The organism is Flavobacterium sp. CSZ, assembly GCF_015350725.1.
Lineage (GTDB): Bacteria > Bacteroidota > Bacteroidia > Flavobacteriales > Flavobacteriaceae > Flavobacterium.
In genome coordinates, this window is record NZ_JADKPQ010000012.1 from 49,462 (window position 1) to 73,662 (window position 24,201).

Below are 24,201 nucleotides of genomic sequence, written 5' to 3' on the forward strand. Positions count from 1 at the left end.
ATTTATTAAGCATGAAAAACAAAATCATATACCTATCAGCAGCATTAGCTTTTGCAGTATTTACCTCTTGTAAAAATGATGCAAAAAGTTCAGTAAGCTCAGATTCAGGTGAAGCAAAAGAGTATCAGGGAAAAGAAATAGGATCAGAATTTGATGCCGAAATCGACAAGTTAGTCGCTCAAATGACATTGGAAGAAAAAATCGGAATGTTGCATGGTAACAGCATGTTTACTTCTGGCGGTGTAAAGCGTTTAGGAATTCCTGAACTTAAAATGGCCGACGGACCGCTAGGAGTTCGTGAAGAAATTTCGCGCGACAATTGGGCTCCGGCAGGATTAACAGATGATTTTGCAACCTATTACCCTGCAGGCGGAGGTTTAGCCGCAACATGGAATGCCGAAATGGCGTATACATTTGGGAATAGTGTGGGGCAGGAACTACGTGCCAGAGATAAAGACATGTTGCTTTCACCAGCCATAAATATTGTAAGAACGCCACTTGGAGGAAGAACATATGAATACATGTCTGAGGATCCGTTTTTGAACAAAAAAATTGCAGTGCCATTGATTGTTGGTTTACAGGATAATGATGTAATGGCTTGTGTTAAACACTTTGCAGCCAACAATCAGGAAACCAATCGTGATTTTGTCGATGTACAAATCGATGAGCGTACACTTCGTGAAATTTACCTTCCGGCATTCGAAGCTTCTATAAAAGAGGCTCATGCGTATAGCGTAATGGGCGCTTACAATAAATTTAGAGGAGAATATTTATGCGAGAATGATTATATGCTAAATAAAATCCTTCGTGACGAATGGGGATTTAAAGGCGTTGTAGTGTCAGATTGGGCTGCGGTGCATTCTACAGTAAAATCTTTAAAAAATGGATTAGATATTGAAATGGGAACACCAAAACCATTCAATGAATTTTTTCTTGCCGATAAATTAATTGCTGCTGCTAAAAACAAAGAAATCTCAGAAGCAGAAATTGATGTTCACGTAAAAAGAATTCTTCGCACCTTGTTTCAGGTAAAAGCAATGGGTGGAAAAGAACGTGTAAAAGGAAGCATTGCCACCGAAGCACATTATCAGGATGCTTATAAAATTGCCGCTGAAGCCATTGTTTTATTGAAAAATGACAACAATGCATTACCATTAAAATTAGACGGAGTAAAATCTATAGCTGTAATTGGAAACAACGCAACAAAAAAAAATGCTCTGGGCGGATTTGGAGCAGGAGTAAAAACAAAAAGAGAAGTTACACCACTTGAAGGTTTAAAAAATAGATTACCATCATCAGTAAAAATCAATTATGCCGAAGGATATTTAGAGCGTTACGACGAAAAAAACAAGGGGAATTTAGGAAACATAACCTCAAATGGTCCGGTAACAATCGATCAGTTAGATCCGGCTAAATTGCAGGAAGCAATAGAAACTGCTAAAAAATCTGATGTTGCTATTATTTTCGCAGGTTCAAACCGTGATTACGAAACAGAAGCTTCTGACCGTAGAAACTTAAAATTACCATTTGGACAAGAAGAATTAATTCAGAAAGTATTGGCTGTAAATCCAAAAACGATTGTAGTAATGGTTGCCGGTGCACCTTTTGATATTGATGCTGTAAGCAAAAAAACGTCAGCTTTAGTTTGGACATGGTTTAACGGATCTGAAGGAGGGAATGCTTTGGCCGATGTCATTTTAGGAAAAGTAAATCCGTCAGGAAAATTGCCTTGGACAATGCCTAAACAAATCATGGATTCTCCGGCACACGCCACAAACAGTTTCCCTGGAGGAAAAACAGTAAATTATGCCGAAGGAATTTTAGTAGGATACCGTTGGTTTGATACTAAAAATATCGCGCCATTATATCCTTTCGGATACGGATTGTCGTACACCACTTTTGCTTTCGATAATGCAAAATCAGACAAAGAATCGTACGCACAAAACGAAACCATTACAGTTTCTGTAGACGTAAAAAACATAGGAAAAGTAGACGGTAAAGAAGTAGTTCAGTTGTACACTTCAAAAGCAGATTCTAAAATAACACGTGCCGCACAGGAATTAAAAGGTTTCCAGAAAACATTGGTAAAATCAGGAAGTTCTAACACTGTAACAATCAAAGTTCCCGTAAAAGAATTGGCTTACTATGATGTAGCCAATAAAAAATGGACGGTTGAGCCAGGAAAATACACTTTAAAATTAGGAAACTCTTCAAGAGATATCAAAAAAGAGGTTGTTGTAACAATCAAATAATACCTGAAACATTAATGCTCTTTGATTTTTATTAAAGAGCATTATTTTAATCTGTAGGGTGTAATTATTTTTAACACATAGAAACATAGAATTTATTGAACTCAAAAAGGCGTTTCACTTGCATTAACAAACATAGCTATGTGTGAGAAACGAGTTTCTTTTTGATTTCCTTTTTTTCAAAATCATAAGATCTATGTTTCTATGTGTTTAGTTAATTTTTTACGCATTACGCCCAACGGTTATTTTAATGAATAAAAATGAATTTGCGTGAATAAAACTTAAAACTAACTATTAAACCAACCAAACCAAATGAAAAATACTATTAAGAGTTACCTGTTTAGTGCCATTTTATGTTTGTCGTTTTTGACTATCTGGGCGTGTAGTTCAGAAAAAGATTTAGCAGATCCGGCACCGGTAGAAAATACACTAACTGCAGATGCCAATAAAATTGATTTTTTAGGCAAAGGCAGCGAATCTATTGTGAAAGTTACTGCCAATGTGCAGGCTTGGACAATTACGAGTACAAATGCAAACTGGATAGAATTAAGCCAGACATCAGGAGTAAAAGGAACTGTTATCGTAAAAATAACAGCTTTAGAAAACACTACTAAAGAGGCTAGAACGGCAACCCTAACATTAAGCTCAGCGGAAGCTCCATCGATTCAAATTGCAGTTTCGCAGGCAGCAGGAAATCCTGTTACAGGTTTATATCCAAGTTACAACACAAACCCTATTGCGGCTGATGCTTCAGGAATGGGAAGCACTGCTGTACAACTTGCAGCAAAAATAAAATTGGGCTGGAACATTGGGAACACTTTAGAAGCTACTAACGGAGAAACCGCTTGGGGAAATCCAAAAGTAACCAAAGCGCTCATCGATGCTGTAAAAGCAAGTGGATTTAATGCGATAAGAATTCCATGTTCATGGAATCAGTATTTAGAAAATTCGGCTACAGCAAAAATCAAAGCAGATTGGCTCAACCGCGTAAAAGAAGTCGTGCAATATTGTGTAGACAATAATATGTATGTTGTAGTAAACATTCACTGGGATGGTGGATGGCTGGAAAACAATATAACCGAAGCCAAAAAAGAAGAAAACAACGCTAAACAAAAAGCATTCTGGGAACAAATCGCAACACAATTACGCGGATTCGACGAGCATTTACTTTTTGCAAGTGCCAATGAACCAGCAGTTGAAGACGCGGCACAAATGGCAGTTTTAACCTCTTATCACCAAACTTTTATCGATGCTGTTCGTTCAACCGGTGGTAAAAATGCTTACAGAACATTAGTAGTTCAGGGACCAACAACAGATATTGAAAAAACAAATAAGTTAATGACTAGTTTGCCAACAGATGCAGCAGTAAATCGCATGATGGTCGAAGTACATTATTATACACCATGGAATTTCGCCGGATTAACCAAAGACGAATCATGGGGCAAAATGTTCTACTATTGGGGAACAGGTTATCACTCAGCGACAGGTACAGATCGAAATGCAACTTGGGGTGAAGAAGCTGATTTAGAGAAATACTTCAAATTAATGAAAAATCAGTTTGTAGATAAAGGAATTCCTGTTTTGTTAGGAGAGTTTGGCGCCATACGCCGTACGAGTTTAACCGGAGATGCATTAACTTTACATCTCAGCTCAAGAGCCTATTATTTAAAAACGGTGGTAAAAACAGCCAAAGCAAATGGTCTATTGCCGTTCTATTGGGATGAAGGAAGTCTTGGCGACAACAGTTTCGGAATCATTAATAGATCTAATAATACAGTTTCTGATACTCAGGCCCTAAATGCAATGATCGAAGGATTACAATAAAATAATAGATTCACCTATAAGTGATATAAGATAATTTAATTTTTACGTATAGTTTGTACTTATGTTTTCTTATATCACTTATATGGTTTTAAAAAAATAATTACAATGAAGAAAAACATAATCTTTCTTTTTATAATGTGCAGCATCATGGCAAATGCCAATGTTAGAATGCCTTTACTATTTTCTGACGGAATGGTTTTGCAGCGCAATAAAGAAATTCCGGTTTGGGGTTGGGCAGAACCAAACGAAAAAGTCGAAGTTCATTTTAACAAACAAACCAAAACCATCCAAGCCGATAAAAGTGGAAAATGGATGATAAAACTTTCTGCCGAAAAAGCCGGTGGACCTTTTGAGTTATCCATTACAGGAAAAAATAAAATTGTTATCAAAAATGTTTTGGTTGGTGAAGTATGGATTTGCAGCGGACAATCGAACATGGAATTCCAGATGTACAAAACCATGAACGCTGATAAAGAAATGGCCGATTCAGATTATCCTATGATTCGTCATTTTGGTGTTGCTCAGGATTTAAGCGGAACACCAAAAGAAGATCTCAAAGAAGGAAAATGGTTGCTAGCCAATAAAGAAAACATTCGTGATTTTACAGCAGCAGGATTCTTTTTCGCTAAGAAACTATATGCCGAATTAAAAATCCCAATCGGAATCATCAATACTTCCTGGGGCGGAACCAATGTAGAAACCTGGACAAGCCGTGAAGCTTTCGAAAAAAGCAATGATTTTAAGTCCATGATTGCCGATGTTCCGCAAGTCGATATGGATGCTGTTTTCGAAGTGTATAAAAAATCAGTTCTGGATAATGTAAAAAAAGTTCAGGGTTTTGATGTTTCCATGGAAAATGAAGATCAGTTTAAAAACTTCAATTTTGATGATAAAAACTGGCCCGAAATAAAAGTACCTTCCCTTTGGGAAAACCAGCAAATAGACAATATCGATGGCGTAGTCTGGATGCGTAAAACAATTACACTTTCTGCAGAACAAGCCAAAACAGAAGCCGTTTTGCATTTGTCTAAAGTAGATGACGAAGATATCACTTACGTGAATGGTGTTCAGGTAGGAACCAACAAAATCTGGGAAGCACTACGAGTTTATAAAATTCCACAAGGAGTTCTTAAAGAAGGCAAAAACGTAATCGCAGTAAGAATTGTAGATTATTCAGGCGGCGGCGGAATCTACGGTGATCCAGCGGATCTTAAAATCCAATTCAAAAACACTAGTTTACCACTCGAAGGACTTTGGAAATTCAATGTCGTTCAGGTGAAAATAGCCGTTTCACCAAATAGTTATCCATCGTTATTATACAATGCAATGGTAAATCCGTTGGTTCCTTATGCGTTTCAGGGCGTTTTATGGTATCAGGGCGAAGCAAACGTTTGGCGAGCCAAGCAATACAAAAAGTCATTTCCATTAATGATTACAGACTGGCGAACAAAATGGAATCAGGGCGATTTTCCTTTCTACTTCGTTCAATTATCCACTTTCGATGAATTCAAAGGCAATAGCAAAGTCGGCAGCCGTTGGGCAGAACTCCGCGAAGCACAATCAGAAACTTTAAAATTAAAAAATACAGGAATGGTCGTAACCACCGATATTGGTAACGCAAAAGATATTCACCCAACCAACAAACAAGATGTAGGGTTGCGTTTGGCCGCAATTGCATTAAACAACCTTTACGGCAAAAAACAAGTTTACAGCGGACCAACTTTTAAATCTCAGGAAATAAAAGGAAACGAAATAATCCTTACTTTCGACAATCCCGGAAGCGGATTATCGACTCCCGAAAATGCAGCGCTAAAAGGATTTGAAATCGCGGGAGCCAACAAAGTTTTTCATTCCGCGAAAGCGATAATCAAGAACAACAAAGTCATCGTTTCAAGCGAAAACGTAAAAAATCCCATAGCCGTTCATTACGGTTGGGCAGACGACGATACCGAAATCAATCTTTTCAATAAAGAAAAATTTCCCGCATCGTCTTTCAGAACCGATAATTGGGAAATGATTACGGCAAACGAGGTATATAAGGTGAGTAAATAATATTTTGGTGTGAGATTTGGTCGGGCTATCCGCTCCGCAGCGGCGGATTGCTCCTATCTCTCACGCGCGAAATCGTTAAACGAGATATTTATATTTCTATAATTTGGAAATTCCATAACTTGGGAAATTGAATAGATTTGTATATATATTGTTAAAGATGGATTAATCCCGAAGCTTCGGACATCCACAAAATAATCCGAGCCAAAGGCTCTATCAAAAGTTCCGGAGGAACAAACTATATTGTAGCAACGGATTTTAATCCGTTGATTAGAATGAGTATGACAATAAAGTTCCCTAGGAACGACTCATATTAAACATTACAAAAATGAATCAAAACTTTGTAAAAAACACACTTCTTGTTTTCGTATTTTCTTTCATTTGTATAAATGCAAATGCCCAATCCAGTCATGTTTTATGGTACAATCAACCTGCAGAATTTTTTGAGGAAAGCTTGGTTTTAGGAAACGGAAAAATGGGAGCAACCGTTTTTGGCGGCGCAAATTCAGATAAAATTTACCTGAATGACATTACGCTTTGGTCAGGTGAACCCGTAAATGCCAATATGAATCCCGAAGCCTACAAAAATATTCCGGCCATTCGCGAAGCACTCAAAAACGAAAAATACAAACTAGCCGAAGAATTAAATAAAAAAGTTCAAGGTAAAAATTCTGAATCTTATGCTCCGCTTGGGACATTAGAAATCAATAATTCAGAGAAAGGAAAAGCAGTCAATTACTATCGTGAACTCGATATTTCGAATGCAGTATCAAAGGTGAGTTATGAAATGAACGGAATAAAATTTACACGTGAGTATTTTGTTTCGGCACCAGACCAAATCATGGTAATCAAATTGACTAGCAGTATAAAAGGAGGTTTGAATTTTGACATTAATTTAAAAAGCCTGTTAAAATCAAATGTCGAAGTAAGAAATAATATTCTGGTAATGACAGGGTCTGCACCAATTCATGAAAATGCAGGATATCCGGTTGTACCAAAATATCAAAAAATACAAGATAGAGGAACAAGATTCACTACTCTAATTCAAATTAAAAAAACAGACGGAAAAATTACAAGTTCCAGAGACTTTTTAAGCTTAAAAGAGGCAACAGAAGCATATGTTTACGTATCTGTTGCGACAAGTTTTAATGGTTTTGACAAAAATCCGGCAACTGAAGGTCTGGATGATGTATCAATTGCCTTGCAAAACCTGAACAAATCATTTGCAAAATCATTCGATCAATTAAAAGAAAACCATACAAAAGATTATCAAAAATTCTACAATCGTGTCACTTTAGATTTAGGCAAAACAACCGCACCCGATTTACCAACAAATGAACGTTTACTAAGATACGCAGATGGAAAAGAAGATAAAAACCTCGAAATCCTCTATTTTAATTACGGACGTTATTTATTGATAAGCAGCTCGAGAACTTTGGGTGTTCCGGCAAATTTACAAGGTATTTGGAATCCGCATCTAAATCCGCCCTGGAGTAGTAATTATACAATGAATATTAATCTGGAAGAAAATTATTGGCTGGCAGAAAACACCAATCTATCCGAAATGCACTTGCCGCTTTTAAGCTTTATAAAAAATCTTTCGGTAACCGGAAAAGTTACGGCAAAGACTTTTTATGGCGTAAACCAGGGCTGGGCTGCTGCGCATAATTCAGATATTTGGGCAATGACCAATCCGGTGGGGCAATTTGGTAAAGAAGATCCAATGTGGGCATGTTGGCCACTTGCCGGCGCCTGGTTAAGTACGCACATTTGGGAACATTATATTTTTACACAAGACAAGGTATATTTAAAAAATGAAGGTTATCCTTTGATGAAAGGCTCTGCCGAATTTCTTTTAGGATGGATGATAACCGATAAAAACGGAAATCTAATAACATCGCCATCCACTTCACCTGAAAATCAATATCTGACGCCTGATGGTTTTGTTGGTGCAACAATGTATGGTGGCACGGCCGATTTGGCCATGATAAGGGAATGTTTTGACAAAACGATAAAAGCGTCAAGAATTCTAAATATCGACACTGATTTTAGAGCAAAATTAGAAACGGCATTATCAAAATTATATCCATACCAAATTGGTAAAAAAGGAAACTTGCAGGAATGGTATTTTGATTGGGAAGATAAAGATCCTAAACACCGCCATCAATCGCAATTGTTCGGACTTTTCCCTGGCGATCATATTACGCCCGAGAAAACGCCTGATCTGGCAGCAGCTTCAAAAAAGACTCTGGAAATAAAAGGCGACGAAACCACAGGTTGGTCAAAAGGCTGGAGAATCAATCTTTGGGCAAGACTTTGGGACGGAAATCGTGCGTATAAAATGTTCCGCGAATTATTGCGTTACGTAGATCCTGACGGAAAGAAAACCGACAAACCAAGAAGAGGAGGAGGTACATACCCGAATTTATTCGATGCACATCCACCATTTCAAATCGACGGAAACTTTGGAGGAGCCGCAGCTGTTGCCGAAATGCTGGTTCAGTCAAACGAAAATGAAATCAGGTTATTACCCGCCTTACCAGACGCTTGGGAAACCGGATCAGTAAAAGGAATTTGTGCCCGTGGCGGATTTGAAATCGAAATGAATTGGGAAAATAAAATCCTAAAGAAAGTTACGATTTCTTCAAAAATTGGAGGAAAAACAACTTTGATATCTGGTGATAAAAAACAAAATATCACTTTGAAAAAAGGAGAAAAACTAGAAGTGAACTGGTAAAATAGTTCTAAACGCAATCTTTGTCAAACCCGACAAGTTTTTAAAACCTGTCGGGTTTATTGTTTTTAAGCTCCATCGGAGCGAAGTATTTTATAATTATATTTCACCTCGATGGGTTCTATGGTGATGTGGTTATAAATTTCTATAAATATTTCGTCCCTCTGGGCAATGTCATTAAGTTAAGAGATTTTTGAATTCAGATTAACTATTTCTGTATCAATAACTCTATCAGAATTCGCAATCTTGTCATCTCGACGAAGGAGAGAGCACACAAGAAACTCGACAAAGATTGGCGAATATCTGAACGGAAATACTAGTGTGATCTCTCCTTCGTCGAGATGACAAACTTTGTGGTTAGTTCTCTCTCTCTCTCTCTCTCTCTCTCTCTCTCTCTCTCTCTCTCTCTCTCTCTCTCTCTCTCTATTACTCATTCCTTAACTTAATAGCATTGCCCTCTGGGACTTAAATTTCTTTTGAAAACTAATGTCATCCTGAGCGAAGTCGAAGGCTTGTTTTGTATAAAGGGCTTTGACTTCACTCAGCCTGACAATTCGATTATTCTTTTTCAGTAGCTTCAGTAGACTTCTCTTCAGAATTTTTAGCATGTTCTTCTTTAAAAGTATCATACCATTTTTCGATAGAAGGATAAACGAAAGCCGCTACTTTTTTTACCGGATTATAAAAATAATATTTATCAAGAGTTTCTTTTTTGGCAAACGTTTCATTGAAGTTTATTTTTTCAAAAAGGGCAATAAAAATACTCATAATCAGGATCGTTTTCAAAATTCTGAAAAAACCTCCACCCAATTTATTCGCCCATCCAAGGAAAGCAAAATCAGCAATTCCGGTAAGGATTTTTGCCAGGAAGTAAACACCAATAACCACGAGAATAAACGTCAGGATAAAAGCCGTAACCTGTATCGTGTTCGGATTCCATGAAACGTGTTTCATGATCAGTTCCTTCATAAACGAAGAGAATTTAATCGCAATATAAATTCCCAACAACAAAGAAATAAAAGAAGCCACTTCTACAAAAAGCCCGTTCTTGATTCCTTTATATAAACTAAAAGCCAAAAGAGCGCCAACAATAATATCAAAAAAACTCATGTTTTCTGTTTTCATTTAATTAAGGCGCAAATATAAAAGAATTATCTGCTTCTTTAAGGTTCAGAGGCTCAAAGATGCAAAGGTTCAAAGGCTTTAGCTTTGATGATTGCTATTGTTTGAAAGTGGCTATGTAAGAAAAACTAGTTTTTTTAGTACAGACTTTTTTTATAAAATTTAAATCTATGTTTCTATGTGTTTAATAAGCAGCGCACGACAAAAAAAAATCCGCGTTAATCCGCTTAACCCTTTAAATCCGTGGCCCATTTATTAATAATGTATGAGAAATCTTTAATTTTAGGACTTTGGATTTGAACTTCCTATCTTTGCGATAATAATTTTAGAGTTCAGATTGTAGATTTTAGATTTAAAAAATCTTTAATCATAATTCAATCTAAAATCTAATATCTAAAATCCACAAATAAAAATGTCCAGAGATACACAACTAAAAGAGCGATGGGAAAAGCTCGTCGATATACTATCTAATCAGTTTTCGCAAGGCGAAGACTTAGATTTAGATGCCATAATTTACCTCATTGGAGTTCAGGAACTCGGAAAAGTACACCGCGAATTCAAAAAAGACGAAAAATTAAACCTAATGCACATCGCCATTTGCCGATTATTAGAACCTTACGGGTTTTATGAATTCGATTTTTTTGATGCAGAAGGATGGCCACATTACAAAGTAAAAGAAGAATTACCGGCACTAAAAGCAGGAGAGCAATCGGTTTTGATGAAAGAAGCCATTGTGAATTATTTTTTAGAAAGAGAACTTATTGAATAGTTTTTTAGTTTTCAGTTTACAGTCGCAGTTTTCAGTGCCAAACTGCGACTGCGACTGAAAACTGCGACTGAAAACCAGAAAGAAATGTGTAGATATGCAATGGTTTCTTATAAACCACATTATGCTTGTTTTAATTGCCGAAAGACATTTAAAAGAAGATTGATGAATGACATACAAAGAGGCGAAAAATCAGTTCAGGAAGCAAAGTGTCCGGAATGTGGCGAATTAATGGCGAGTATGGGACTTGATTTTGAATCGCCAAAAAAAGACGATCTCAAAAAATGGGAACATATCAAAAGCCTATATTCAGTTGGTATTGCATTTCATTCCTGTGGTTGCAGCGGGCCGGGTTATATTCCTAATTCTAAAGAAAAGCTAATCGAATATTTTGAAGATTTAAAACAAAAATACTTTAAAAATATGGAGTTTTGGCGTTCCAGAACAGAACCAACGAACAATACCGAGCGGAATAAAGAATGGAATAAAAACTGGGCTCAATTGAGTAATATAGCATCAAAACACCGAAAAGAAATTATTACCAACCAGGAAGGAATGAGTTTTTGGCTTGAAAAAGTGAAACAAATAGAACATAAAATTAGTCTCATAAAATAGATTCTCGAATTTGAAAAGGAAACTTTGAATTTTAGACCTCATACTTAGAACAAAATCCTTAAATTTGCACCTTCAAAGTAAGATCGATGATAGACAAGATAAAACAACATATAGAGGAAGCGAAAGCCTTTAATGATAAAAATAAAGAATCCTTAGAGCAATTCCGTATTAAATATTTAGGTAGTAAAGGGTTGTTGAAAGAACTTTTTTCAGAGTTCAAAAATATTCCAAACGATCAGAAAAAAGATTTCGGACAAGTTATCAATACTTTAAAAGCTGTAGCTGAAGAAAAAGTTCGCGTTATTCAGGAAGAACTAGAAAGCAAACAGGAAGTAAAAGGAATGTTTGGCGATTTAACTCGTGCTGCAGAACCGGTAATTATTGGTTCTCGTCACCCTATTTCGATCGTTAAAAATCAAATTATAGATATTTTTGCCAACATTGGTTTCAACGTTTCCGAAGGTCCGGAAATCGAAGACGACTGGCATAACTTTACCGCTTTGAACTTACCGGAATACCATCCGGCGCGTGATATGCAGGATACATTTTTCATTCAGACAAATCCTGATGTGTTGTTGCGTACGCATACATCATCTGTTCAGGTGCGTTATATGGAAAATCACAAACCGCCAATTCGTACTATTTCTCCGGGACGTGTTTTCCGTAACGAAGCAATTTCGTCACGTTCGCACTGTATCTTCCATCAGGTAGAAGGATTGTATATTGACAAAGACGTTTCTTTTGCCGATTTGAAACAGACTTTACTTTATTTCACTAAAGAAATGTTCGGAAAATCGAAGATTCGTTTACGTCCGTCATACTTTCCGTTTACAGAACCAAGTGCCGAAATTGATATCTATTGGGGTTTAAAAACCGAAACGGATTACCGTATCACAAAAGGAACAGGTTGGTTAGAAATTGGAGGTTGCGGAATGGTAGATCCAAACGTTCTTAAAAATTGCGACATCAATCCGGACGAATTCAACGGTTTTGCTTTCGGAATGGGAGTAGAGCGTATTGCAATGTTGTTGTACCAAATTGGTGATATTCGTATGTTCTACGAAAACGATGTTCGTTTCTTAGAGCAATTCAAAGCCAATATTTAATTTTAGAAATTAGATTGTAGATTTTAGATTAATTTTTGAAAGATATAATTCTCATTAATACAATAAACCTTTGTTGAAGTTTAGACTTTGACAAAGGTTTTAAAATTTAATAAAAATGAAAGCAGATATAACAATCCCAGAAGTAGAAAACGTATTCATTGCCGCTGTTCAGGAATGGAGCGATGATTTTATGGAAAAAGTGTGGTACGCTTATCTAGTAAACGACAGTGACTTTAATCTTGATAGCGTAATGGTAGTTTCAAAAGCATTTGGAACTATCGATGGCGAAATGAAAAAAACATCTGTTCTTCGTCACGCTTTTGTAGAAGTTCCTGCAGTTTCGGTAGTAAAAATCGAAATGGTCGAAAAGAGCTTGTTGGTTTTAAACAACGAATTCATGGTGACTTTCTTCATTGACAATAAACTGTACGACAAGAAATTCATTTTCAAATCAAACATAATCAATGAGAACGATACAGAAGAAGTGCCGATTTTGTTTGTTGAAGGGGTGATAGTGAAGTAGAGAGAATAGAATAAAGAGAATAGACTTTAGAAAAATAGATAAATGAAAAGAGTCAAGACAAAATTTAATTAGTCTTGACTCTTTTTTTATTCTCAAAGTATAGAAATCTATTCTCTATATTCTTTACTCTATCTTCTCAAAAAAACTATTGCGGTAACTCAGGTGGTCTCATTTTATAAGCACCCGTAGACAAACTACCTATAAAAGCTTCCAAGGCATTTAATTCTGATTGATTCAGTTTTAATTTTTGAATCAGTCTGGAAGTTGTAGGGAATAATGTATCGTTTGCTTGGCTTTCCTTTCTTTTAGGTTGAGGCATTCCCGCATTATACATGTTTAGAACGCCGCGTAAATTAGGGAATAAACCATTGTGCATATAAGGGGCATTTTGAGCAACTCCTCTTAAAGATTGCGTTTTAAATTCGCCAACATTTTCTTTTTTTCCAGTCACATTATATCTTCCTAAATCCTCATATTCTCTTCCGTAATACGTTAGACCAATATTATGGAATTTATTATCAGAGAAATTGGCCGTATTATGACAATTTATGCAACGTGCTTTGGTACGGAATAAATGCAAACCTTCGACTTCTTTATTGCTCAGTTGAGTTGAATCACCCGCCACAAATTTGTCGAATCTGCTTTTTGGACTTATTAAGGTTCTTTCGAAAGTAGCAATGGCTTTTAGAATTTCGGTCTGAGTGAGTTTTTCTTTTCCAAAAGCCTTTTGAAAATAAGGTTTGTAGCCTTTTATCTTATTCAGTCTCTTTGTCGCTAAATCGATATGAAAATTCATCTCTTTGGTATCTTTTATAGGAAAGCTTGCCTGGTCTTCGAGCGTTGCTGCTCTGCCATCCCAGAAGAAAACTTTCGCATAAGCGATATTCATCAAACTCGGAGAATTTCTAATGCCTTGCAATCTTCCTTCTCCGTAAGAAACCCTTCTGGCATCGCCCCAATTCAGTTCAGGATCATGGCAATTGGCACAGGAAATTTGTCCCGATTTTGATAATCTCGGATCAAAAAAAAGGACTTTACCTAATGCTGCTTTTTCTTCGGTATATTTATTGTCTTCAGGGAATTCAGGTTGGCCCAGAGTTCCTATATCTTCAAAACCCTGCGCGTAAACAAGCGAATCAACTTCAGGTTTTGGCCATTTTTGATAATCACCACTGCTGTATAATCTCTTTAATTGAGCAATAGAAAGCGTTGTGTTAATCTTAGCATAAGAAACGATAATAAGTGATAGTACCATTACCCCAATGGCAATAAACTTTGTTTTCATTTTTAATAATTTAATTGTACACCACATTGAATCCAATAAGTAGTATTGGTATTAATAATAGTGGCATAATCATTTTGTTTTTTTAGTGCTATTTTTTCTTTAAGATTGGTAAAGAAAACTACAGTTTTGTTGTTTTTTACAGGATAGCTGTATTCTAATCGTATTGCCGGCGCAAAATAATTGGTTGTACTCACGACATAGTCATGAATGATAACCTCGTTGAAAAAAGTGCTATTAGTACCACCTGAAGTATCGTAATAATCAAGTTTAGATGATGGTAATGGAAAATACATATTAAAACTTACTGTTGTATTTAGTTTGCTTTTATCAAATGAAAAATCATGGCTTGCGAATATGCCTGTATTTAGCGAGTTAATTTCGAGATTAGTGGTTGCCATGACATCATGATATTCGTTTTGTTGGTAAAGCACATCAAATCCAAGTAAATAATCTATATGTGAACCTGTTTTTTTTGAAAGTGTAGTTAACCAGCTAATTGCATTTAATTTATTCTTATAGTTGTAGCCATTATTTTTTACATCAAAATTTTTACCATTGCTCATGTCATATTTTAAAGTTGATTTTAACTCTTTTTTACCCCACTGATGCAATGCAAATAATTCGGCGTGATTAGTTGTAGTTTCAATTTTTAGTCTTTGGTTATCTTCATTGTCAAAAACATCGGAATAAAAATTATTATTTAATTTTTGGTTGTAATATAAAGCCGTGAAACGAGTGTTCTTATTGCTAAAGTTATAACCGAAACCAATTTTGTTTTGATTCTCCTTGTAAAGAAATCGTGTACTATTGTAATAATTGGATTTGAAATAATTGATAATCCTGCCATAACCTGTATTGAATCTTAAATAAGTTTCAGGTTTTACTTCAACATTAGAATGATCATCTTTATATAGATATGAAAAATCTTTGTCTGAGCGCGTATAATTGGCCAAAGCAAAAATTTTATGATTTTCTTTTAGGTCGTACCCCACTTGTATTTCACCACCAATTTTTCTCGAAATAATTTGCGGTCTCGGATCTAAATTTCGACTGTATTTTGCTACTTCATAACCTAACTTTGAAGCAAAAGATATTTTACGCGTGAGCTGTTTAGAAAGACCTCCGTTGACTACATATTGCTGGTTGGTCCAGTTTGCTTTTCTCGGAACAAAAAAATAATGAGGCATAATAACTTCCTGTTCTTCTGAACGATCATCAGATAGTACCCATCCTAAATCCTTTTCATCTATTTTTTTTAGAGATAAATTTCCAAATAATTTCCATTTCGAAGTTGTTGTATAATAACCTTGAGCTAAAAACTGATAGGTGTTTATTTCATTTGCAATTTGTTTTCGGGCAAATTCATTTTTTTGATATTCGTATGAGACTTCAGTAAACGTAAAATCTTTAATATACTGTTTGGTGTAATTAACAGGATATTTAAAAATTTGATTTTTAATCTGCGAATCAATAATATGATTGGTTACAATTATACTGTCTTGTGCTTGTAAAGAAGAGATGGGAAAAATAGAAAAAAGAAGTAACGCCCAGTATTTCTGGGCATTACTCATGGTATTGTAAATTTTGATATTTTCGATTTTCATTAATGAAAATTTTAATTGAATCCTCTAGGGTTTGCGGTTATTTCAACAAAGTCATTAGTTGAATTATTAGTATCCTGTAATATGATTCTTCCTGCAATCGTAGTTTTTGTCCTTCTTATTACTGATTTTGAAGAATAGTTTCCAGAAGGCAAATAAGTATTTCCTCCATCAATTTGTGCTGGTAACTTTTTAGGTATTAATCCTGATCCTAAATCTTTTGTAGTATCAACACCATCGATAAGAACCGAGTTAGGAATTTGAAGAAATAAATTTTTGTCTCCTTTAGGATTTTTATATTTTTTCAGCGCTGCAAATTCTGCATCGGTCATTTTAAAAATAGCGTAAGCCTGTCTTCCATTAGTATCTAATATCATATCATTATTACTGTTTCCCCAGTAGGCAATCTCTACATCCGGAACAACTGGATGTTGAATGTCATATTGATATAAGTCGCCTGAAAAAGTACCTAAGAATGATTCAAAATCTGCGTTGCTTAAATCTACAGTCAATTCAGGATTTAAAATACTTACGGCTTTTCCGTTATTGTCAATGTAGTTAGATTTATGGTTAATTGCATTTTGAGCAATAACAATACTTTTACCCGGTTGTACAGGATATTGAGTACCATTTCCAGGAATTTTTATAATATTAATTCCATAAACATAATCAGTATTTGCACTATTACCTTCCGTCATTCCTTCTGCTTTGCTCCAGTCAAACTGCCCATTAGCCAAAGAATAAGCTGCTACTATTGTTGTTGTAGATCCTGTAAGTTGAGCCATGTACAAACCATCTGCATATTGAACGGTATTAGAGTTATTATAAATTTCTATAAATTGATCTCTAAAAGTAGCTCCCTTTTTTGTGTCAGATCCACCGTAGTAAATTTGTTTAAGTACAAAGTCACCTACTTTTGAGGTTTTCATTATTAAAGTTACAGGAGTAGTTTCTGTGTTTACTGTTATATTACTTTGAGAAGCATTAAAATTAATTTCAGTCTCCGATGGCGTATAACCAAAGGTTTCTGTGAATTCTGCCGACTGCATTACTTTTGTCGCTGAAACAGAATAGTTACCTGGTAAAATTTGGTTGAATTGTGCTGTTCCGTTGTCGTCTGATTGTACAGTATATTTGTTTCCTGTTTCGCTATTTACAATAGTTACATCAGATTTTTTTGTTGTAATGTTATTGAATGTTTCATCGTATTTAATAGAAACACTAAAATTTACTGGTTTTAAAGCTTCATTTTCATCGTTATTGCTGCAGGATTGTATTAGTAATCCTAAAAGAAATGTTATAGTAATAAGAAGAGTTTTTTTCATGGTATATATATTTAGTTTAAAATTCATAGTTTAGGCTTGTTCCAAATGAAATAGTGGCAATTTTTGATAAAATTTTATTGTCATAAGCATCATAATAATAGGGTTTAAGATTTAAAAAGTTAGTTGCATATAATGAAGCACTGAAACCATTTAAAAAATCTTTGGAAACTCTTAAATGAAGGTTATGAAGTATGTTTGGTATCTTAGATTGAGTTTCATTTCTTACTTTAATTAAATGCCCATATTTTTGAATATTAGTCCTGTCTTCAACAGGAATTTCGTGATAAACAAGTTCTGAGTCTAAATATCCATTAGGAAAATTACTAGTTTGGGTTTTAGTATTCTGTAATAAAACATGTTCCGTTCTCATCGAAATCAATAATCCAACAGCAGGTATATGATAATTAAAATTAAAGCTAGTTGTGAAGCTATCCATTATGCCATCTTGTGGATTGTAAACTCCGTATCTTTCAGCAGAAGTAATACTTGAAGAAGATTCGTATTCTTTAACATCTGAAAAATCTTTTGTATGCGTGTATGAAGCATTCATGCTTACATCCAAATTAAGAGATTTAATTTTTTTGAAATTTATGGTAGTTTCTACACCAGTATCTTCTGAACTACGGTCATTTGTTAGATTGTTATTCATGTAGTAAAATTTTTCAGTGCCAACAATGTTGTAGTTTGGAATTTCTGTACCGGTTACAATGATTTCGGCTTTTGGAATTACTCTATATACAGGGACTTTTTGACCAGAAAAACCATTATAAAGCTTATTATAATATCCGGTTAAATTAATAGAGGCAAAAGGTAATTTTATATCTAATCCAGCTTCTGTTCGATATGCCTTACTTGGCTTTAGGTTTAAATTGTCGCCGGGAGTTATGATAGTTTGAATCCAGGCTTTTTGATAAACACCCGGATAAGTATAAATACCACTTCCAATTAATTTATCTATATAACGATCTCCGGTGTATAGTTGGTTTAAAGACGGAGCTTTTGATGAAAGGCCTAATCCTGCACGTAATCTAAATGTTTCATTAAGTGTATACGATGAATTTATACGGGGCTGTAATGAAATGTTTCCCATTTGATTATCAAATCGTACTCCTAAATCAAGATTTAATATTCGTTCGTCTTTAAATTTTTTAAATATTCTGTCTTCGAAATAAGTAGAAATTTGATATTCTGTTTTTGAGTTAGTAAAGCTATAGTCTCTAAAACCAATTGTACTGTTTCCTTCTCTCGAAAGAGTATAAAAATTTAACATTTCCTGGGTAGCATTTTTTCGTCCTTCACCTCTGTTTACGCTTGTTCTGTGCGAAACTCCAAGAACCAGACTGTGAATCCAATTCGATTTATTTGTTAGTGTTTTTGTAGTTTCAAGAGTGAAAAATGTTGAAATAGGAATACCTTCTACTGTACTTATACTAGTATATTGTGATGGAACAATAATTGCCTCATGTATTCCTTCTTCTTGAGTATCAGTTGCTGCCGAAGGTGAAGTATTCATCCATTTATCTCTTCTGGAAAATTGTCGGTCATAGCTAAGACTTGCATTTACATTAATTCCGTCAACCCATAAGTTTTTGGGTTTCCACATTAAATTATTTGAAATAGAAAAACCTTTTTTCTCGTTTTTTATGACTTGAGCGCTGATATCATCCGGATCACTTTTAGAGTTATCAAGATTCATTCGAAATGAAGTATTTACCGTGTTTTTTATAGTAGCATCATTATTCTTATATTGCCAGGATATGTTTCCGTTTATTCTTTCATAATTCAAAATATTGTCTCTCGGATCAGCTTTAGAATCGAGATAATTAATTCCAAAATTCATCGAATTATTTAAATTGAATTTTACTCCTTTTGTCAAATTAAGTTCGGATGTAGCATCTCTGATGGACGCAGAAACCCGGTAAGGACTATTTCCTACCTTTGTTGTTATTAAAACAAGACCCGAAGTTAAATCACCATACTTTGCAGAAGGAATTCCCTGGATAACTTTTATTTCTTCAATATTATTAGTAGATATTTCTCTTAAATCAACTCCTCTATTTGTATTCGTAAAAGTGTTTCCTTTTATACCAAAATCATCTGCAAGACCTGAATTTGGATTTAAGGCCTGCATATTCTCGTTGTTAGAAATAGGAATGTCATTCATTACAAATGAAGTTCCAAAAGCCTTATTTGCGTTAGAAGCTGACAATTTTGAGGCAGTACGAAAAACTATATTCTTGAATTCATTTAAATTAAAATCTGTTGTAGTCTGCCCCGGAAGCTGCTTCAAAACATCATCTAACGAAAAAGCCTGCACATTGTTAATAGCATTAGTCCCCAATGTTAATTCAGAATATTGGCGTTGCTTATTAGCAGTAACCACAACTTCTTTAAGACGAAGTGTATTGTCTTCTAAAGAAACTGTAATAAAATTTTCGGTGTTTTTTAAACTAATATTAGACTCCATTTTTCCAAGTAGAGAAAAGTTCAGTGCTATATCTTCAAAATAAGGAATCGTAATCGTAAACTTTCCCTCTTTGTCAGAAATACTCCAGCTATCAGACTTTGTATCCCGAATAAACACTCCAGATAAAGAAGTTGAGGATTCTTTATCTATGACTTTACCCGTAATAACTCTTTGAGAGAAAACAGAACCTGAGAGAAAAAGGAAAAATAAAATAAAACGCATTGTTTTTAATTAGAATCAATAAAAATAATGCACAAATCTATCAATAATTCTTTGTGAAGCAATGAAAAATAAGGGGATTGTAAAATAGTGAAGACTTCAATTTGTCAGAATAAGATATTCAGTATGATTCTAAAATTTTAGTTTATAGTGTTGATAGACAGTTGGATGATGTTTTGGTGGTTTTGTAAGTACAACGGGTTAACTTTTTTTTTGGTAAGATGTAGGTTTGATGTATTCTGAAGCAGAATATTTCTTGTTAATTCATTTGATTTTTTCGCTTCAGCTCAAGATTTTCTAAAGATTGGACATAAAAAAAGAGTCAGGAAATATAAATTTCCTGACTCTTTTTTATTTTTATCATAATAAGATATAAGCTTTAAAACCGCAATTGATACTGCGACTAAACTTAATCCAAAGATTCTGTTAGTTTTTTAAACACTGTTTTAGCATCTTTTCCTTCATATAAAATGGCATAAACCGCATCGATAATTGGTGTTTTTGCTCCGTAGCCCTGATTTAGTTTATAAGCACTTTTTGTAGCATAATAACCTTCGGCAACCATACTCATCTCCATCATGGCACTTTTTACGGTATAGCCTTTTCCAATCATGTTTCCGAACATTCTGTTTCTCGAAAATACAGAATATCCCGTAACCAATAAATCGCCTAAATAAGCCGAATCGTTGATGTTACGTTTCATTTTATGTACTTTTTTGATGAATTTTTTCATCTCACGAATTCCGTTACTCATCATAACCGATTGAAAGTTATCTCCGTAACCCAAACCATGCGCAATTCCGGCTGCGATTGCATAAATATTTTTAAGCATTGCAGCATATTCGGTACCAATAATATCATCAGAAATTTTGGCTTTGATGTAATTTCCGGACAATGTTTTAGCAACAACTTTTGCCTTATCAGGATCGCCACAAGCAATAGTTAAGTACGAAAGCCTTTCTAATGCTACTTCTTCAGCATGGCAAGGACCTGTAATAACCCCAATGTTGTAATATGGAATGTCGTATTGAATATGAAAGTGTTCTCCAACAATTAAACTCGTCTCAGGAACAATTCCTTTAATGGCCGAAAAGATAATTTTATCAGATAAAGAAACTGTTAAATGCTTTAATTCAGCATCTAAGAAAGCAGACGGAATAGCAAAAATTACATAATCTGCATATTCGACCGCTTCGTTTATATTGTTGGTTAATTTAAGTTTTGCGGTATCAAATTCAACCGAACTTAAATAATTTGGATTGTGTTTGTATTTCTGAATGTGCTCGATCGCAGCATCATTGCGCATATACCAGGCAATTTCTGAAAGATTCACGCATAACATTTTTGCAATTGCCGTAGCCCAGCTTCCTCCTCCAATTACTGCAAATTTTAGATTTTCGCTCATTTTTTTAATAATTTAAAACAAAAGTACTTAATAATGCAGTAATATCACAAAATCTGATTTAAGAAATTTAAAAACGGTTTGTGAGAGGAGTTGAATTTTACGCAGTATTTTTTATCTTTAAAAAACTAAATGAATTCAAAAAACCTTACATTCGGTGAAATTTCTCTCAAATATGACGACTAAAATTTTCAATATTATTTTGATTTTGACAACCAGTTTCTCTTTCTCACAAAATTCAGATCGGATTTATTATGATAAAGACTGGAAAGAAACTACCAAAGAAAGTGCTTCTTTTTACAGAATCATGCCATCAAAAAAAGTTGGTAATCTGTTTTTAATGCAGGATTTCTATAGTAATAATACACCGCAGTTTCAAGGTTATGCTTTGCAAAGCGACGAGAATAGTTATGTGGGAGATATCGTTTGGTATGATGAAAATGGTTTTGATACGGCGGTTTATCAATATTATAATAATACAGCAGTTCCTGTTTTGACTTATTATTATCCTAATGGAAAAAAACGAAAAACCATTGAATATAAAAACGGAAGGAAAAACGGATTTTCGATTGTTTATCATCAGGACGGAACTATTTTAATGAAAGGAAAATATCTTAATGGTAAACCGGTCGAAGGAGATTTTGAAGAAGTTAGAAATTGGGATGATTACCGAAACAACAAGTCAGAGGAAGAAGCTTATAAGGAGCGGACCGAAGTTATGGTCGAGACGGCACCGGTAATGGTTGAAGATTATCAGTCTGGAACTACAAAAAAGGTGATAAAGAAAATAGTCAGGAAAAAAATATTCTGGATCAATTCAAAACAATTGGCCCAGGAAATATGGTATGATATTGAATATGACCGAATGCATCCTTTTAAACAGATAAATTATGATGCGACGGGAAAAATACTCCAAACCCTCAATCAAAATGATTTTGAAGAATATGGCAGTGATATTTCAAACGGTACTGTTTATGAATACTACATTCAGAACAAATTTGCTGTTAGCACTAAATCGAAAATTGGTTATAAGCAGGGACAAAAATTTGGCGAACAAATTAAGTATTATCCAAATGGTAAAATTCACGAACTGACTAAATATTTAGATGGTGAAAGAGTAGGCGATGAGATCGTTTATAATAAAGATGAAACCATAATGAAAAAGCGATTATATAAAAATGGTGAACCCTTTGAGGGGAATTTTGAAGAAAATTTTGTCGGAAGATTACTAATTAATCAAAATTATGTGAAAGGTTTAAAAGAAGGAGAAGCAATTGTAAGAACTGAGATTGACAGTATTGTTGCTAAAGGGATTTACAAAAATGGTAAACCTTATAACGGAACATTTATCGTAAAAAACGGAGAAGATCTTCATGAATTAATTCATCTTACTGACTTTAAGAAAAACGGATTGCAAAAAGTTTTTAATTACGATATTAATAATGCTGTCAAAACCTACAATTGCTTAAATGATATTGTCGATGGTGAGACTATTTTTTATGAAGATGGAAAAGTTACCGGAAAACTCGAATATAAAAACGGTTTGCCGTATGAGGGAAAATTAGTAGAAGGCGAAAAAGCCATCATCTATAAAAAAGGAGCAATTGCCGAGGAAATCTTTTATAGAAATAAATATGGAAGGACCGATGAAAATAATATTCTAAGAGCGAAGTATTATACAAACGGAAAACTCTCCAAAATAGACAATCATTCTTTTACGATTGCAGGAAATGTCGAGGATTCTTACGAAGGAATTTATAAAGATGAAAAGCCTTATTCAGGATATTTTGCAACAGATTTTAACGAATTTAATCACGTAGATTATTATGAAAATGGAAAAATAAAATATCAATATTCGAATAATTATTTAGAAAACCTTGAAAAATATCAATACCCAAATTATGATGTAAAATCGACTTATAAAGACGGGAAAATAATAGACGGAGTAGAATATGTAAAGCTGGACCGCCAGTTTATTTCGAAATATTGGAAAAACGGAGTTTTACAAAGTTTTGATTTTGATGTTTTTGCCATGCATTATTTTAATCGTTATCATTTTGAGTTAAAAAATAATGCTATCGAGCTTGAAGAATTTAATAAAAAAGTAAAAGGAAAAATCGTCTTAGAAAAATCAGGCAATAAAAATATCGGAAAATTTAGTATTGATGGCAAGTTGCTTGCTGTAAGTTCTTTATTAGATGTTAATGATGCCGCGCCAGTTGAAACAGGAAGTATTTTGTATTTTGAAAACAACAATAATATTGAGGCAAGGCTTTTTACTATAACAGAAGGAAATGATGATAAAAGACGGGATTCAGAAATGTTTAATACCGTATTTACTTTATACATAGACCATAATAAAACGATCGAAGAAAATTTTAATTTAATAGCTCAAAGAATTTCTTCAGAAAAAGATGTTGAATTATTATTTGGAAATGAACTGAAAGGAAATATGATTGGAGGACTAAGGCTCAATCAGGCAAAAAAACCGGAAATAGGAACTCTGATATTAAAAAACAAAAATAATTCGTATGATTTAAAACTGTTTTTGGATAAAAAGGTTTTAGCAGAAAAAAAGAATATTGATTTTAAAAATCTAAGTAATGAGATTAAAACCCTGAATGATGTTTTAGATAAGAAATTAAATGAAGACTCTAAATAAGCTGTTTTCTGTGACTTTAAATGAGATTAGAAAAAAATAAAAAATTATTTTTAATTATACACAATAAAAATAAAACTGCTACGTTGTAACTACTTGTAAATTAGAATTTAATGAGTTTAGCAAAAATTGAGTTAGTTAGTTTTGTTTTAGTATTGTAAAAAGGCGTTCCTGAAAAATTCAAGGACGCCTTTTTTTTAGTTTTAAGTTTACGGTCACAGTTTTCAGTTTAAACTGAGACTCAATACTGCGACT

General features: G+C 34.2%; 15 protein-coding genes. 9 read left to right on the forward strand and 6 right to left on the reverse strand.

All coding sequences use genetic code 11. From position 1 onward, the window contains the following. Positions 1–11: 11 nt before the first annotated feature. The 4 genes from IRZ78_RS14805 (at position 12) to IRZ78_RS14820 (ending at position 8,859) form a co-directional block, all read left to right on the forward strand. Positions 12–2,252 (forward strand): glycoside hydrolase family 3 C-terminal domain-containing protein, encoded by a 2,241-nt coding sequence (locus IRZ78_RS14805; protein WP_194617276.1) that lies wholly within the window; start codon positions 12–14, stop codon positions 2,250–2,252. Positions 2,253–2,561: 309 nt separating this feature from the next. Further along, positions 2,562–4,073, forward strand: a complete 1,512-nt coding sequence (locus tag IRZ78_RS14810) for a cellulase family glycosylhydrolase (RefSeq protein ID WP_194617277.1) — start codon at positions 2,562–2,564, stop codon at positions 4,071–4,073. A 105-nt stretch (positions 4,074–4,178) separates the two neighbouring features. Next, complete coding sequence (locus IRZ78_RS14815) at positions 4,179–6,125, forward strand: sialate O-acetylesterase (RefSeq protein ID WP_194617278.1); 1,947 nt, start codon at positions 4,179–4,181, stop codon at positions 6,123–6,125. Between the two features lie 325 nt (positions 6,126–6,450). Further along, positions 6,451–8,859, forward strand: coding sequence for a glycoside hydrolase family 95 protein (locus IRZ78_RS14820; protein WP_194617279.1), 2,409 nt, complete (start codon positions 6,451–6,453; stop codon positions 8,857–8,859). Between the two features lie 555 nt (positions 8,860–9,414). Here IRZ78_RS14820 and IRZ78_RS14825 read toward each other — a convergent pair. Next, the gene (locus IRZ78_RS14825) at positions 9,415–9,966 is read right to left on the reverse strand and encodes a CvpA family protein (protein WP_194617388.1); all 552 of its coding nucleotides are present in this window, start codon (positions 9,964–9,966) and stop codon (positions 9,415–9,417) included. 424 nt (positions 9,967–10,390) lie between these two features. Between IRZ78_RS14825 and IRZ78_RS14830 the strand changes: the two genes are divergently transcribed. From IRZ78_RS14830 to IRZ78_RS14845, 4 genes are all read left to right on the forward strand, one after another. Beyond that, positions 10,391–10,747, forward strand: a complete 357-nt coding sequence (locus IRZ78_RS14830; RefSeq protein WP_078006785.1) for a hypothetical protein — start codon at positions 10,391–10,393, stop codon at positions 10,745–10,747. A gap of 162 nt (positions 10,748–10,909) precedes the next feature. Next, positions 10,910–11,359 carry a hypothetical protein gene (locus IRZ78_RS14835; protein WP_194617280.1) on the forward strand — a complete coding sequence of 150 codons (450 nt, stop codon included), beginning with the start codon at positions 10,910–10,912 and terminating at the stop codon, positions 11,357–11,359. 86 nt (positions 11,360–11,445) lie between these two features. Continuing rightward, entirely contained in the window at positions 11,446–12,465 is a 1,020-nt protein-coding gene (pheS, locus tag IRZ78_RS14840) for a phenylalanine--tRNA ligase subunit alpha (protein WP_194617281.1), read from the forward strand. A gap of 115 nt (positions 12,466–12,580) precedes the next feature. Next, entirely contained in the window at positions 12,581–12,988 is a 408-nt protein-coding gene (locus IRZ78_RS14845; protein WP_194617282.1) for a hypothetical protein, read from the forward strand. Between the two features lie 145 nt (positions 12,989–13,133). Here IRZ78_RS14845 and IRZ78_RS14850 read toward each other — a convergent pair whose 3' ends face one another. From IRZ78_RS14850 to IRZ78_RS14870, 5 genes are all read right to left on the reverse strand, one after another. After that, positions 13,134–14,273, reverse strand: a complete 1,140-nt coding sequence (locus IRZ78_RS14850) for a cytochrome c peroxidase (protein ID WP_194617283.1) — start codon at positions 14,271–14,273, stop codon at positions 13,134–13,136. A gap of 2 nt (positions 14,274–14,275) precedes the next feature. Next, the gene (locus IRZ78_RS14855) at positions 14,276–15,877 is read right to left on the reverse strand and encodes a DUF6850 family outer membrane beta-barrel protein (protein ID WP_194617284.1); all 1,602 of its coding nucleotides are present in this window, start codon (positions 15,875–15,877) and stop codon (positions 14,276–14,278) included. 11 nt (positions 15,878–15,888) lie between these two features. Beyond that, complete coding sequence (locus IRZ78_RS14860; RefSeq protein ID WP_194617285.1) at positions 15,889–17,199, reverse strand: DUF4876 domain-containing protein; 1,311 nt, start codon at positions 17,197–17,199, stop codon at positions 15,889–15,891. A gap of 16 nt (positions 17,200–17,215) precedes the next feature. Continuing rightward, positions 17,216–19,888 (reverse strand): TonB-dependent receptor, encoded by a 2,673-nt coding sequence (locus IRZ78_RS14865; RefSeq protein WP_194617286.1) that lies wholly within the window; start codon positions 19,886–19,888, stop codon positions 17,216–17,218. 406 nt (positions 19,889–20,294) lie between these two features. Further along, on the reverse strand, positions 20,295–21,290 hold the full coding sequence (locus tag IRZ78_RS14870; RefSeq protein ID WP_194617287.1) for an NAD(P)H-dependent glycerol-3-phosphate dehydrogenase: 996 nt from the start codon (positions 21,288–21,290) through the stop codon (positions 20,295–20,297). A gap of 172 nt (positions 21,291–21,462) precedes the next feature. Between IRZ78_RS14870 and IRZ78_RS14875 the strand changes: the two genes are divergently transcribed. Further along, complete coding sequence (locus IRZ78_RS14875; protein ID WP_194617288.1) at positions 21,463–23,949, forward strand: hypothetical protein; 2,487 nt, start codon at positions 21,463–21,465, stop codon at positions 23,947–23,949. The last annotated feature ends 252 nt before the right edge of the window (positions 23,950–24,201 follow it).

Excerpts from the sequence above, each read along its gene's own strand:
- IRZ78_RS14805 (WP_194617276.1), top strand. The coding sequence starts at position 12 with ATGAAAAACAAAATCATATACCTATCAGCAGCATTAGCTTTTGCAGTA.
- IRZ78_RS14810 (WP_194617277.1), top strand. The coding sequence starts at position 2,562 with ATGAAAAATACTATTAAGAGTTACCTGTTTAGTGCCATTTTATGTTTG.
- IRZ78_RS14815 (WP_194617278.1), top strand. The coding sequence starts at position 4,179 with ATGAAGAAAAACATAATCTTTCTTTTTATAATGTGCAGCATCATGGCA.
- IRZ78_RS14820 (WP_194617279.1), top strand. The coding sequence starts at position 6,451 with ATGAATCAAAACTTTGTAAAAAACACACTTCTTGTTTTCGTATTTTCT.
- IRZ78_RS14825 (WP_194617388.1), bottom strand. The coding sequence starts at position 9,966 with ATGAGTTTTTTTGATATTATTGTTGGCGCTCTTTTGGCTTTTAGTTTA.
- IRZ78_RS14830 (WP_078006785.1), top strand. The coding sequence starts at position 10,391 with ATGTCCAGAGATACACAACTAAAAGAGCGATGGGAAAAGCTCGTCGAT.
- IRZ78_RS14835 (WP_194617280.1), top strand. The coding sequence starts at position 10,910 with ATGAATGACATACAAAGAGGCGAAAAATCAGTTCAGGAAGCAAAGTGT.
- pheS (WP_194617281.1), top strand. The coding sequence starts at position 11,446 with ATGATAGACAAGATAAAACAACATATAGAGGAAGCGAAAGCCTTTAAT.
- IRZ78_RS14845 (WP_194617282.1), top strand. The coding sequence starts at position 12,581 with ATGAAAGCAGATATAACAATCCCAGAAGTAGAAAACGTATTCATTGCC.
- IRZ78_RS14850 (WP_194617283.1), bottom strand. The coding sequence starts at position 14,273 with ATGAAAACAAAGTTTATTGCCATTGGGGTAATGGTACTATCACTTATT.
- IRZ78_RS14855 (WP_194617284.1), bottom strand. The coding sequence starts at position 15,877 with ATGAAAATCGAAAATATCAAAATTTACAATACCATGAGTAATGCCCAG.
- IRZ78_RS14860 (WP_194617285.1), bottom strand. The coding sequence starts at position 17,199 with ATGAAAAAAACTCTTCTTATTACTATAACATTTCTTTTAGGATTACTA.
- IRZ78_RS14865 (WP_194617286.1), bottom strand. The coding sequence starts at position 19,888 with ATGCGTTTTATTTTATTTTTCCTTTTTCTCTCAGGTTCTGTTTTCTCT.
- IRZ78_RS14870 (WP_194617287.1), bottom strand. The coding sequence starts at position 21,290 with ATGAGCGAAAATCTAAAATTTGCAGTAATTGGAGGAGGAAGCTGGGCT.
- IRZ78_RS14875 (WP_194617288.1), top strand. The coding sequence starts at position 21,463 with ATGACGACTAAAATTTTCAATATTATTTTGATTTTGACAACCAGTTTC.